Raw genomic sequence first — 13,474 nt, 5'->3', positions numbered from 1 at the left:
GCGGCCCCTCGCGGAACCGCAATGTGTATCTGGAAGACCCTAAAGGGTCAGCGTGCCTCCCGAAGGAGGCACGCCTTGTGACGATTAGTTAGCAGCTTATTCCGACAGGTCTTCTGCCGGAGCTTCGCTCGAAGCGCCCAGGTCTGCACCCAGTGCGCTGGACGAACGGGCGATGCCGTCGAGAGCTGCACGGGAGATCAGCGAAACATAAAGTTCCAGAGCGCGGCTTGCGTCGTCGTTACCCGGAATAGCGTAATCAACGATATCCGGATCGCAGTTGGTGTCGACGATTGCGACAACCGGAATGCCCAGACGACGAGCTTCCTTAATCGCGTTCTCTTCCTTGTTCGTGTCAATCACGAACAGGAGGTTCGGCAGGTTGCCCATGTCCTTGATGCCGCCCAGGTCGCGCTCAAGACGCTCCTGTTCACGGGACATCATCAGACGTTCCTTCTTGGTGCGGAGCGCCTTGTCAGCATCAGACATCGATTCCAGTTCGCGCAGGCGCGAGATGGAGTTCGAGATCGTCTGCCAGTTGGTCAGAGTACCACCGAGCCAACGCGAGTTGACGAAGTACTGAGCCGACTGCTTTGCAGCGTCTGCAACGAGCGGAGCTGCCTGGCGTTTGGTACCAACGAACAGAACGCGACCGCCATCAGCAACGGTGTCAGACACCAGCTGAAGAGCGCGCTGCAGAGCCGGAACGGTCTGCGACAGGTCGAGAATATGAATGTCGTTACGTACGCCAAAGATGAAGCGTTCCATCTTCGGGTTCCAGCGATGCTTCTGGTGACCGAAGTGCACGCCAGCTTCGAGCAGCTGACGCATGGAGAATTCTGGGAGTGCCATTGGGCTATCCTTTTACCGGTTGATTCCTCCACAAGACAATTGCGACCGTCTGTTAGGACTGTCACCGGTTGGCTTCCCCCGAAAGAAAAGCCCTGCCTTGTGTGTGTGATCACGCTCGACCTTGGGCCGAACGCGTGCGCCATATAGGCTAGAAGCTCTATTTTGGCAAGCGTCTCACGTCTTGCTTACGACGTGCCGAGACAAGTTTATCTCAATTTCACCCGACTGATTAGGGGAACAGAACATCAGCCGTGGCATTGTTCAAACATAGACCCGTGCGAGATCACGGGGACAAGGGTGAAAACCCCTAAGTGGGGGAGGAGGGGCTATCGGCTCACCTCCCCCGCGTTGTTTTATGCGAAGCGCACATCCGTAATACCAGGCAGAGACTTGATCCCGCCGGCCACTTCAGCCGTCACTTGGTATTTCCCAGGCAGTTCGATCTCGTACTCACGCGCTCCACCATCCCTGATGACAACGAAATTCACAGCGCCGTTCCCGCCCCGCTTCAACTGTGCGGCTGTCGGCCCAAGGGCCTCGCGATCTTCAACAAAGATGGTCAACTGGCGCTCGATACGCTCCGCCATGCCTTCGATAGGCTGCGCAGACACGAGACGAAGACTGACGTTGCCATCGCGCTCATCAGCTCCAACCTGCAGGACCACGGACCTTCCGGGCTGCAAAAGCTCACCGAAGTCCTTGATCTGTTCTGAGAATGCAATGCATTCAAAGGTCCCCGTCTGGTCGGACAGCGACAAAATCATCATCGGCGTACCTTTTTTGGTCCGCCGATCCTGTCGAGACGCCACTGTACCTGCCAAGCGCCCGGCCCCTGCGCCATCTTTTACCGCGCGCTCAAAATCCGCCCACTTCTGTACCCGGAGCTTTTCGAACATGTCTGTGTAGGCATCGAGCGGGTGTGCTGAAAGGTGGAAACCGATGGCAGCACGCTCTTTGTCGGCACGCTCTGTTGAGTTCCAAATTGGAACATTGGTCGGCAGGCGGAACTGCTGATCTTCGGCGCTGTCGAACATCGAAACCTGGCCGCTGTTACGATCGGCATTGAGAGCCTGTGCCGTACCAATGATGGTTTCGACTGCTGCAAAGGCGATCTCGCGGCTTGGCGATATGCCATCAAAGGCACCCGCGCTCACCAGAGTTTCCAACGTGCGCTTATTCAACGCTTTCGGATCTATTCTGCGAGCAAAATCACCTAAGTCTTTGAAAGGCTTATCACCACGAACTTCAACAATATGCTCTGCCATGGCACGACCAACACCCTTCACGGCCGAAAGGCCGTAATGGATGCGATCATTCTTCACCGAAAACAGCACCTCAGATTGGTTCACGCACGGAGAAACGACCTCAATCTTTTTCTTGCCTGCCTCACGGCGGAAGTCAGAAAGCTTATCGGTCTGCGCCATATCGAGGGTCATGGACGCCGCGTAGAACTCGTGCGGAAAGTGTTCTTTCAAATAGGCTGTCTGGTAGGAAACCCAAGCGTAAGCGGCCGCGTGGCTCTTGTTAAAACCATAGTTCGCAAACTTGGCCAGAAGATCGAAGATTTCATCGGCAAGCTTTGCGCTTACGCCTTGCGGACCAGAACCATCCCGGAAGCGGATACGCTGGTTATCCATTTCCGCTTTGATCTTCTTACCCATCGCGCGGCGCAGCATGTCTGCTTCACCCAGAGAGTAGCCGGACAGAAGCTGGGCGATCTGCATCACCTGCTCCTGATAGACGATAATCCCATAGGTTTCGTCGAGCACTTCACTCAATGCCGGATGGGGATACTTCACCTCTTCCTTGCCGTGCTTACGATCAATGAAGCTCGGGATATTATCCATCGGACCCGGACGATAGAGCGCGTTCATAGCGATCAAGTCCTCAATACGGTCGGGCTTGAGGTCCATCAACGCGCGACGCATGCCGGGACTTTCAAACTGGAAAATGCCGTAGGTGTCGCCACGAGAGTAGAGATTGTAGGTTGCAGCGTCATCGATCGGTATCGTGTCGATATCGATGTTAATGCCGCGATTTTTGACCATGTTGACGGCGTAACGGATGGTCGTCAGCGTTTTGAGGCCGAGGAAGTCGAACTTAACTAGGCCCGCGGGCTCCACCCACTTCAAATTATACTGGGTGACCGGCATGACCGAGCGCGGGTCTCGGTAGAGCGGGAGCAACTCTTGGAGTGGACGGTCACCAATCACGATACCGGCCGCGTGGGTCGATGCGTGACGGAACAGGCCCTCGAGTGACTGCGCAATCTCAACCAGTTGGGCGACGGTCTCATCCTCGTCGACCATCTGCTTAAACTGCGGGATTTCCTTGAGCGTGCGCTCCACAGACCAAGGGTCAGCAGGGTTCGCCGGTACGAGCTTACAGATACGGTCAACTTGCCCGTAAGGCATCTGCAATACGCGTCCGACGTCGCGCAACACAGCGCGAGCCTGCAGCGTACCGAAGGTAATGATCTGCGCCACCTGTTCGGCGCCGTATTTGTCTTGAACGTAGTGGATCACCTCTTCACGGCGATCCTGACAGAAGTCGATATCAAAGTCGGGCATCGACACGCGTTCCGGATTAAGGAAGCGCTCGAACAGCAAATTGTAACGCAGGGGATCAAGGTCGGTAATCGTCAGCGCGAACGCGACGAGGGAGCCAGCACCTGAACCACGCCCAGGACCCACCGGGATATCCTGCGCTTTGGACCACTGGATAAAGTCGGCCACGATCAGGAAATAACCCGGAAATTTCATGCGCTCGATAATGGTGAGCTCGAAATCCAACCGGTCGCGATACTCCTGCTCGGTTTTACCTGGCGCAATCCCCGTCGTCTGGAGACGCATGTTTAGCCCTGCTTCGGCCATCTCCCGGAGGACCGCACCTTCAGCCGCTACAACCTCATCTTCAGTTTGATGCGATCCAGCAGCAAATTTAGGCAGAATGGGCCCACGTGTGCGCGGGCGATAGGCCATGCGCTGGGCGATCTCAATCGTGCTATCGAGTGCCTCTGGAAGATCCGAGAACAGCTCGATCATCTCCGCACGAGTCTTGAAATAATATTGGTCGTTCAGCTTGCGCCGTTCGGTTTGCGCGATAACGGAACTACCGGCGATTGCCAGCAGAGCGTCGTGCGCCTCGTATTCTTTGGCAGATTTGAAGAAAGGCTCATTCGTCGCGACGAGCGGAATGCCCTTACGATAGGCGTAATCGATGAGCTTCGGTTCAACAATAGCTTCGCTGGTGCGGCCGTGACGCTGAACTTCGATGTAGAAACGATCGCCAAACAGATCGGCCAGCCGATCGAGGCGGCGCGTTGCATTAGCGTCCTGGCCCATGGCGAATGGCATATCAATGGCGCCCTCTGGGCCACCAGAGAGACAGATCAGGCCAGCAAGACTGTCGGAGTTAAGCCAATCGAGCTGGGCCCGCGCCAGACCAATTTCGCCGTCCATTTCCATATAGGCTTTAGACACAAGTCGAGAGAGATTGGCGAACCCCTCCTCCGATTGCGCCATCAGCACAACGCTGGATTTTCCGGACCACGCCACATGTCCGCGCTCACTTATGCGCTCTTCCGCAGCGGCGAAGTCGATTTGCATTTCCATACCGATCAGCGGCTGGATGCCCTTCTTCGTGGCCTTCTCGGAGAACTCCAAGGCACCGAAAAGATTGCTTGTGTCTGCCAGCCCCAAGGCGGGTTGCTCGTCTTCGACTGCCATCTTGAGAATGTTCTCAAGCTGGATCGCGCCTTCGAGCAGAGAGAAGGCAGAGTGTACGTGAAGGTGAATAAAGCCAGGGCCGCGCATGAGGTTCTCCTGAGTCTGACCTTCAGACAGTCAGCCTCTTTGGTCAAACCACGGTTTACCGACTTCCACAACCGATCACGCGAAATGGGTGAGAATGTCGACCCAAGTCAGGGACGCGACGGTGAAAGCGCCAAGGGTGACAAAGGCAGCGAGGTCTTTAACGAAATCGAGCATTTTTGAACTCCGTGTTTCACTGTTTGTTCTTATATGTTCCATTTATGTTCTAGTCCAGATGGGAACACTGGTGAAACCGGGAACACCGCGAAACTGGTTAGGAAATCGTTAGGAACCGCGTACGGCCGTTAAGATTCGGCGACACGGATTGGCAAAAGAAAAGCCCCGGCAGGAAACCATGCCGGGGCGAGTTTTGCGCAAATGAGTGTCGGGGTTAGACCGTGTGCGGGACGACCAATCCGTTCCGGATGGTGACGATACGATCGGCACGTCGCGCGAGATCATAATTATGCGTTGCGATCAGCGCGGCTGCACCTTCGTTGCGTATGAGGCTTTTGAGGGCTTCAAACACCAGATCGCTGGTCTCAGGGTCTAGGTTGCCGGTCGGCTCATCGGCAAGGATAACGCGAGGACGGTTCGCTGCGGCGCGGGCGATGGCGACACGTTGCTGTTCCCCCCCGGAAAGCTCTGCCGGACGGTGCGACGCACGATGGCCGACATTGAGCAGGCTGAGCAGTTCCATAGCCCGAGTTTCGGCCGCCTTCTGATCCACTCCAGCGATCAACTGTGGCAGAGTTACATTCTCCAAGGCGGTGAATTCTGGCAACAGATGATGGAACTGATAGACATAGCCAACAGTGGTACGGCGCAACTGCGTGCGGGCGCGGTCCCCCATTTGGCTGGTCTTCTCCCCAATGATTTCGACTTCCCCTTCTTGCGGGGATTCGAGAAGACCACAGAGATGCAGCAGGGTCGACTTGCCGGCACCAGAAGGGGCGACCAAGGCGACGAGCTCGCCGCTTTCGACCGTGAGATCGGCAGCGTCGAGTACGCGAACCAAACGCTCCCCTTCGCCGTAGTGACGGTGAACAGCAGAGAGTTTTAGGTGAGGCTTATTCATAGCGCAAAGCCTCCACTGGGTCATACTGGGCCGCACGCCAAGCTGGATAGAGCGTCGCGAGGAAACTCAGGCTCAGCGCCATAACCACGATTACCGTGACTTCTGTGTAATCAACGCGGCTTGGCAGGCTCGAGAGGAAAAACACGTCTGGTGGGAAGAGCGTCACACCGAATGTGTTGGAGATAAACAAGCGAATATTCTCGGCATTCGACGCAATGACCAAGCCCAGCAAAAAGCCAGTGATGGTGCCAATAAAACCAATGGCTGTGCCGGTAATGCAGAAGATGCGCATGATCGAACCCCGTGTTGCGCCCATTGTGCGCAGCACGGCGATATCGGCACCCTTGTCCTTCACCAGCATGATGAGGCTGGAGATGATGTTGAAAGCGGCAACGAGGATGATCATCGAGAGAATGGTGAACATCACCACACGTTCGACCTGCAAGGCAGAGAAGAACGTCTCGTTGCGCTGACGCCAATCAGTGAGGATTAACGGGCGCAGTCCATCGACGGCGGCGATACGGTCGCGCATCACGGCAATGTTGTCGGGGTCGTCGATGAAAATTTCCATAGCTGACACGCGACCAATACGCTCATAGGCAGCGTCGATTTCTTCGTCGCTGGCCAGCGGGTCGAGTGGCTCCTGCCCGGGCTTGAGCACCTCGTCGACCATTTTGAAATAGTCCTGAGCGGGCTCGAGCGGCATGTACATGTAGAGGCTGTCAAACTCGACCATGCCGACATTGTAGACGACATTGACCGTGTAAGAGCGGATCTGCGGCGTGGAGCCAAAGGGCGTCATTGATCCATCGGGATTAATGATCTGCACTTCGTCACCAAGCCCGACGCCCAGCTGTTGGGCCAGGCGATAGCCGATAGCGACTCCGCGGCTATCATCCCATTGGTCAAAACCGCCCTGCTCTGCCGAGTTGTACAGCAGATTGAGCTTTTTGAGGTTGGCTTCGTCAATGCCACGGACCACGACGCCTGAAGAGGCGCCGCGACCACTGGCCAAAACCTGACCCTCTACGAAAGTCACTGCATAGGAAACCCCGTTGACAGCTTCAATCTTGCTCACCGTCTCCTGATAGTCGGTGAACTGGCTTTCGATAGGATGGGCGGTGAAATGCCCATTAAGGCCGAGGATTTTGTCGAGAAGCTCCCCACGAAACCCGTTCATGACGGACATGACGACAATCAATGTCGCCACGCCTATCGCCACCCCCACCATGGTGAGGGAGGCAATAACGGAGATGAAAGCTTCCTTGCGGCGGGCGCGCAAATAGCGCCCAGCAATCATCCATTCGAAACGCGCAAACGGGCGTGTGTGCCGGCTTGTCGCTGCGTCCTCGGCTCTCGTGGTCAAATGTCGGTCATCCGCTGCGGTACAATAAGGCTAACGAGGCGCTCAACAGCTCCTGCGATTGGCAGCGTCTCACGTTCGCCCGACTTACGATGCTTGATCTCAACTTCGCCGGTTTTAAGGCCACGCGGTCCAAGAATGATCTGGTACGGAATGCCGACTAAGTCGGCAGTCGCGAACTTCGAGCCGGCTGGCTGATCGCGATCATCATAGAGCATATCGAGGCCAGCAGCGTTAAGCTCTTCATAAAGCTTGTCGCAAGCGGCGTCGGTGTCAGCGTCACCCTTTTTGAGGTTGATGAGCACAGCTTCAAATGGGGCGACAGAAACCGGCCAGATGATGCCGTTCTCGTCGTGGTTAGCTTCGATTATCGCCGGAACGACGCGGGTCAGGCCGATGCCGTACGAGCCCATGTGCACAGTAACGTCCTTGCCGTCCGGGCCGGTGACATTTGCCTTCATCGGGGCCGAGTATTTTGTGCCGAAATAGAAGATGTGACCAACTTCGATACCACGGGCAGAGACACGCTTGTCTTCCGGCACAGTGGCTTCGTATTCGGCGTGATCAACCATTTCTTCGGTCGCGGCGTAGAGCGAAGTCCAATCGTTGAAGATTGGCTTGAGGTCGCCACGGAAATCCACGTCCTTGCCCGGAATTGGCTTCTGCAGAAGGTCGGCGTGGCAGAAGACCTGGCTTTCGCCAGTTTCTGCCAAAATGATCCATTCGTGCGAGAGATCGCCACCAATTGGGCCGGTGTCGGCGCGCATCGGGATGGCGGTCAGCCCCATGCGAGCATAGGTGCGCAGGTAAGCCACGAACATGCGTTCGTAAGCGGCAACCGCTGCGTCCTTGTCGAGATCGAAGGAATAGGCGTCCTTCATCAGGAACTCGCGGCTACGCATGGTGCCGAAACGCGGGCGCACTTCGTCGCGGAACTTCCACTGGATGTGGTAGAGGTTCAGCGGCAGATCCTTGTATGACTTCACATAGGTACGGAAAATGTCCGTGACCATCTCCTCATTGGTCGGCCCATAGAGGAATTCACGCTCGTGACGGTCTTCGATGCGCAGCATTTCTTTGCCATACGCATCGTAACGACCAGACTCACGCCAGAGGTCGGCCGACTGAATGGTCGGCATCAGCAACTCAACAGCACCCGAGCGGTTCTGTTCTTCTTCGATGATGCGCTGGACCTTCATCAGGACCTTGTAGCCTGCGGGCAGCCAGGAATAGAGTCCAGAAGCCTGCTGACGGATCATGCCTGCACGTAGCATCAAGCGATGCGATACAATTTCGGCTTCCTTCGGCACATCGCGCAGCACCGGAAGGAAATAACGGGAAAGGCGCATAGCTACTCCGAATACGCTGTTCGACTCGTGGTTCTGTTGATGCCCACTCAAACCCCGTTCGTCCATTCGATGCAAGCATGCAAGCTATGCAGATTTTACTTGGCAGGACGAAATTCTATTGTTAGGCTCTGTAACAATAATATTACGGCGGAATAAAACCGCTGGACGTCGACAGCGTCAAGGGAGGAGCGTTGGCCGCCGCTTTTTAGCGTGCCTAAGACCAACGTATTGTCGATTAAACTCTTTCCAACAGGGCCTTTGGCCCTGTTTTTTTGTTTGCAGAACAGTAGGATATCACGCTTAGTTAATGTGACACATCAGTTCGCGGTGTGCTGCTACACCTCATCCAAAGCGTTCTCTCATGATCGACAGCATATATGCTAGGGGACGTTAGCGCGGCGAGCGGCCACGCACCGAAATTCCCTAACAAAAGCTAAATCAGCCAATACCCTATCGCATGGCGAAGTCAGCAGGCGGGATCAATTCCGATGGCAGAGATAAAGAAAATAGCGCGCACCGGAAGCTCCAGTTACGCGCTACAATTTTCTGCTCTGTAATTACGATAACTTTGCGTGGATCATTCCGGACGTAGTGTGCGAAATCCCCAAGCAGTACACGATTGTGATGCCGAGTGACGAAGTGACGCCTTCAGCGGTTCCAATAGTCGGCAACAATGGTCTGGGTCATCAAGTAGATCAGGCCTGCGGTCACGAAAGCCGCGATTACGGTGGTGAGCAAGCCCTTCTTAATCAGCTGTAGTTTCACCGGCGACCCTGGCTCATGCCCAGGCTCAACCTTGGCGCCCACCTCGTGAAGGCTAGTGGAGCCCATCGGCACGACCGCCACGAAAATGATCCACCATGCCACGAAGTAAATTGCGAGTAAGGAGCCGATTTGCATGGCGAGATATCCGTGTCCGAGAGCAGAAGAAAGGCTTAGTGGGAGATATCATACCCCAAAAGCAGATCGCTGCCCCAGAGCCGGGGCAGCGACATAAAGTTACACGCGGTGTACGAAGATCGAAACGTTTGGCTTACGGCCCCAGAACGCGTTCACTTCCCCGCGTATACCCTTGAACAAGGCCGAGTTCAAAATCTCTGTATCCCGGCGACGCTTTGGAGGCATTGAATTGATAACGCCGTGAACGGTGTCGTGCACGAGTTCGCCAATGGACTCTTCGTCAGTTTCCGGCAGGCCTTCGATGACAATGTCGGGTCCGGAGACAACCTGACCGTTGTTGTTCACGGCCATGCTGACGATGATCATACCACCGAAGGACAAGCGGCGGCGCCCTTTGACACCCGACTCGTCAGGGGTACAGAGCACTAGACCATCGAGGTACAGTTCGCCGACGCGCACTTCTGCCGGCATAGTAAGTGGGTCAGGGAAGAGCCGCACCATATCGCCATTGCGCGCTTCGCAAACATTGGGAATGCCTTCGGCGCGACCCAACTTAGCATGCGCAGCCAAGTGCATAGCTTCACCGTGAACTGGAACGAGCACTTCCGGCTTGACCCAAGAATAGAGCTTCTTGAGTTCGCCACGGCGCGGGTGGCCTGTAACGTGAACAAGCGCGTCATTGGCGGTGATCAGTTCCACGCCCTTATCGATAAGCAGGTTCTGAATGTCGATGACTTCGCGCTCATTGCCCGGAATGGCCCAAGACGAGAAGATCATCCGGTCGCCAGCGTTGAGGTCGATAACCGGGTGATCGCCACGCGCAATGCGAGCAATAGCGGCGCGCGCCTCGCCCTGTGAACCCGTGCAGATGAGAACGCATTTGTCGCGCGGGATCGAGCGATACATGTCCTGATCGTGCAACGTCGGAATGCCTTCCAGCATTCCCAGTTCACGGGCAATACCCATGATGCGGTGGAGCGAACGACCCGAGAGGACAACTTCACGGCCTGCCTTATGGGCCGCGCGCACGATCGAAACCACACGCCCAACGTTTGACGCGAAAGTGGTGACGCACACACGATGGGGAGCGTCGAGAATGAGCTTTTCGAGGTTCTCGCCGATTTCCTGCTCGGAGGGGCTTTCGCCTTCCTTCATCGCATTGGTCGAGTCACAGACGAGCGCCAGCGGCAGTTCGCTGTCGTTGCGGAGTGACTGCAGGCGATCAAAATCGGTCGGTGCAGAGAGCACTGGGGTTGGATCAAGCTTCCAGTCACCAGTATGCAGGGCACGACCAACTGGGGTGGTGATCAGTAGTGCGTTCGACTCTGGAATTGAGTGCGCTACGTTGATCGGCTCAATGGTGAAAGGGCCAACTTGGAACGCTTTGCCCGGGCGCATGATGGAGATGTCGACGTTTTCGACAATGCCATCCCCTGCCCGCTTGGCGGCCAGCATGGCCGCTGTGAATGGTGTTGCATAAACCGGCTTGTCAAAGACGGGCCACAGATCAAGCACCGCGCCGTAGTGATCTTCGTGGCTATGGGTGAGGATTAGAGCCAGAACGTCGTCGGCGTTCTCTTCCAGAAATTCCGGGTTGGCCATAATCAGCTCAATGCCCGGCAACTCCGGACCACCGAAGCTTACGCCACAGTCCACGACGATCCACTTCCGGGAGCGCTCAGGGCCGAAGCCATAAGCAGCCATATTCATACCAATCTCGCCAACGCCACCGAGCGGCACAAATACGAGTTCATCCCGTTGGTTCTTCGCCATGGGTTCTTATTCCTTTATTGAGCGCTGTGACGCCGAACGAACTCTGGCCGTCGGTCGCTTCGCACCTCGTTATGGTCAGCTTCGGGCGCTGGCCGTTGCCCCAAAATGCACATCGCCCGCAGTGATGGTGATCCGCGCGCCGTCGTCGTCGCGCATGATCAATCGACCTGTGGAGTCGATGGTCTCAAATATTCCACGTCGCACTGCGCCGTCTTGTTGGACAGTGATTGGGCCGCCGATTCCAGCAGCAGATTGACGCCATTTTTCCAGAACCGCCGCCGTACCGCGACCATCATCCCAGATTGCAAAGGCCCCTACCCAAGCATCGGATAGAGCCGCAAGCACGTCTTCGGCGCTACGGACATATCCCAAGCCTGCAAGAGACGCTGTAGCGTATGGCACACCTTGGGGTGCCGCGACAACATTTACTCCGCAACCAATGACAACAGCGGTCTGACCGGACGGCGTTTTACACGCCTCCAGAAGAATACCGCAGAGTTTGGAGCCGCCAGCCAACACATCATTTGGCCATTTCAGCGCGACTTGCTCCCCAAAATTTTCGCTATGGCTCTCGGTTTTCACAACACCCTGAGGCAAAATTCCATCCAATGCGCTGGCGATAGCCACGCCGGCGACAAAGCCGAGTGTGGCGATCTGATCTGGTTCAGCATCAGGAATAATGAGCAGGCTAGCGGCAAGGTTGCCGGAGGGATTGAACCATTCTCGCCCACGACGCCCGCGCCCTGCGGATTGATGTAGTGAAGCGAACCAGTGTCCACCAAAATCGCCCGCAGCTGCCGCTGCGAGCGCTTCCGAATTTGTGGACCCGATAGTGTCAAAGCCCGTTAGCCGATAGCCGGCTGAACGGGCCTTTTCGCCCAGATAGAACTGAGCCACCTAGAACAGGCTGCCCGCGGCCGTCTGCGCAGCAGAGGTGAGCGGATTGCCAAGGATGAAGTAGTACGTCACCAGCAGGAAGGCGCTGACACCGAGAATGATGTTGAGTTCATTAGGCACGGCAGCGAACTGGTGCTTGGGCTCATCAAAATACATCGTCTTGACCACACGAAGATAATAGTAGGCGCTGACGGCCGAAGCCAGAACACCGACCACGGCCAAGACGAAGAACCCTGCTTCAACAGCAGCAAGGAAGACATGCCACTTGGCAAAGAACCCTGCGAGCGGCGGGAGGCCGATCAGAGAGAACATGATTATCAGCATTACAGCCGCCACATAGGGACGCGTCTGTGCTGCACCAGCGAGATCTTCGATGCTTTCGACATAGCCCTTATCTGTACGCAGTGACAGAATGCAGGCAAAAAGACCCACAGACATCAACACATAGATCGCCATGTAAATTGCCACACCCTCAACGCCGACCTGCGAACCCGACGAAAGGCCAACCAGGGCAAAGCCAACGTGGCCAATCGAAGAATATGCAATAAGGCGCTTAAGAGACTTCTGGCCGATCGCTGCAAAAGCCGCGAGGACCATCGAGGCGATCGAGAGGAAGATAACGATCTGCTGCCAGTCGGCAGTGATGGGCGAGAATGCGTCGACGACGAGGCGGATCATGAGCGACATTGCTGCCACCTTTGGCGCCATCGCCATGAAGGCGGTAACTGGTGTCGGTGCACCTTCGTAGACGTCGGGGGTCCACATGTGGAATGGCACGGCCGAAATTTTGAAGGCAATGCCTGCCAGCACAAAGACAACGCCAAAGATAAGACCGATGGAACGGCCTTCGATGGCTATGGCGCGGACGATTTCCTGCAGATTGGTATGGCCGGTAAAGCCGTAAATCAGCGACGCGCCGTAGAGCAGCATCCCCGAAGACAGAGCGCCCAAAACGAAATATTTCAGGCCCGCTTCGGACGCACGTGGATCGTCGCGCTTGATCGCTGCCATCACGTAGATGGAAAGTGCCTGCAGCTCGAGACCAATGTAGAGCGACATCAGATCATTGGTTGAAACCATGATCATCATGCCCAGCGTCGCAAGAACCGCCAGAATAGAATATTCGTATTTATGGACACCGTTCTCTTCGGCGTTAGACACGGCCAACACCAGCGCCAAAGCGGACGAGCCAAGCACCAGAACCTTCATGAACCGACCAAAACTGTCGGCCATGAAGAGGCCATTGAAGACGATACCATCGGCGTTCTGGAACGCTGTTAAGAGCGCAGTCCCGGCGAGCAAAGCAATTGCCAGCCAAGAGACCAGTGCGGACCGCTCCTTGTTGACGAACACGCCCAAGAGCAACAGCACCAGCACGCCGACCGAGATGATCATCTCTGGGTAGGCAGGAGCAAGGCTCGCGAAATCGGTAATGTCTGAGTTCACGTCAGTC

9 protein-coding genes are annotated in these 13,474 nt (G+C 56.0%); all 9 read right to left on the bottom strand.

The annotated features are described in order from the left end of the window. Positions 1-96: 96 nt before the first annotated feature. Positions 97-849 (bottom strand): 30S ribosomal protein S2, encoded by a 753-nt coding sequence (gene rpsB / locus H4N61_RS07705; protein WP_169193960.1) that lies wholly within the window; start codon positions 847-849, stop codon positions 97-99. 353 nt (positions 850-1,202) lie between these two features. Beyond that, the gene (dnaE, locus tag H4N61_RS07700) at positions 1,203-4,664 is read right to left on the bottom strand and encodes a DNA polymerase III subunit alpha (protein ID WP_169193961.1); all 3,462 of its coding nucleotides are present in this window, start codon (positions 4,662-4,664) and stop codon (positions 1,203-1,205) included. Between the two features lie 388 nt (positions 4,665-5,052). Continuing rightward, positions 5,053-5,739: an ABC transporter ATP-binding protein gene (locus tag H4N61_RS07695; RefSeq protein ID WP_169193962.1), complete on the bottom strand. Its 687-nt coding sequence runs from the start codon at positions 5,737-5,739 to the stop codon at positions 5,053-5,055. Then, positions 5,732-7,039 carry an ABC transporter permease gene (locus H4N61_RS07690; protein ID WP_182395981.1) on the bottom strand — a complete coding sequence of 436 codons (1,308 nt, stop codon included), beginning with the start codon at positions 7,037-7,039 and terminating at the stop codon, positions 5,732-5,734. The genes H4N61_RS07695 and H4N61_RS07690 overlap by 8 nt, the downstream gene beginning before the upstream one ends. Positions 7,040-7,101: 62 nt before the next feature. Next, entirely contained in the window at positions 7,102-8,451 is a 1,350-nt protein-coding gene (proS, locus tag H4N61_RS07685) for a proline--tRNA ligase (protein WP_169193963.1), read from the bottom strand. Positions 8,452-9,099: 648 nt separating this feature from the next. Further along, complete coding sequence (locus tag H4N61_RS07680; protein WP_169193964.1) at positions 9,100-9,351, bottom strand: DUF1467 family protein; 252 nt, start codon at positions 9,349-9,351, stop codon at positions 9,100-9,102. Between the two features lie 99 nt (positions 9,352-9,450). Beyond that, positions 9,451-11,124 (bottom strand): ribonuclease J, encoded by a 1,674-nt coding sequence (locus H4N61_RS07675; protein ID WP_169193965.1) that lies wholly within the window; start codon positions 11,122-11,124, stop codon positions 9,451-9,453. Positions 11,125-11,199: 75 nt separating this feature from the next. Continuing rightward, on the bottom strand, positions 11,200-12,021 hold the full coding sequence (locus tag H4N61_RS07670) for a biotin--[acetyl-CoA-carboxylase] ligase (protein ID WP_248306582.1): 822 nt from the start codon (positions 12,019-12,021) through the stop codon (positions 11,200-11,202). Next, positions 12,022-13,467: an NADH-quinone oxidoreductase subunit NuoN gene (gene nuoN / locus H4N61_RS07665; RefSeq protein WP_169193966.1), complete on the bottom strand. Its 1,446-nt coding sequence runs from the start codon at positions 13,465-13,467 to the stop codon at positions 12,022-12,024. Positions 13,468-13,474: the final 7 nt, after the last annotated feature.

The organism is Devosia sp. MC521 (genome assembly GCF_014127105.1).
Lineage (GTDB): Bacteria > Pseudomonadota > Alphaproteobacteria > Rhizobiales > Devosiaceae > Devosia.
The sequence above is the reverse complement of the archived record's forward strand: the minus strand, read 5'-3'. Positions and strand labels throughout refer to the sequence as shown.

Bases quoted from the DNA above. Each gene is read 5' to 3' on its own strand.
- H4N61_RS07675 (WP_169193965.1), bottom strand. From the start codon at position 11,124: ATGGCGAAGAACCAACGGGATGAACTCGTATTTGTGCCGCTCGGTGGC.
- H4N61_RS07690 (WP_182395981.1), bottom strand. From the start codon at position 7,039: ATGATTGCTGGGCGCTATTTGCGCGCCCGCCGCAAGGAAGCTTTCATC.
- H4N61_RS07695 (WP_169193962.1), bottom strand. From the start codon at position 5,739: ATGAATAAGCCTCACCTAAAACTCTCTGCTGTTCACCGTCACTACGGC.
- dnaE (WP_169193961.1), bottom strand. From the start codon at position 4,664: ATGCGCGGCCCTGGCTTTATTCACCTTCACGTACACTCTGCCTTCTCT.
- H4N61_RS07680 (WP_169193964.1), bottom strand. From the start codon at position 9,351: ATGCAAATCGGCTCCTTACTCGCAATTTACTTCGTGGCATGGTGGATC.
- proS (WP_169193963.1), bottom strand. From the start codon at position 8,451: ATGCGCCTTTCCCGTTATTTCCTTCCGGTGCTGCGCGATGTGCCGAAG.
- rpsB (WP_169193960.1), bottom strand. From the start codon at position 849: ATGGCACTCCCAGAATTCTCCATGCGTCAGCTGCTCGAAGCTGGCGTG.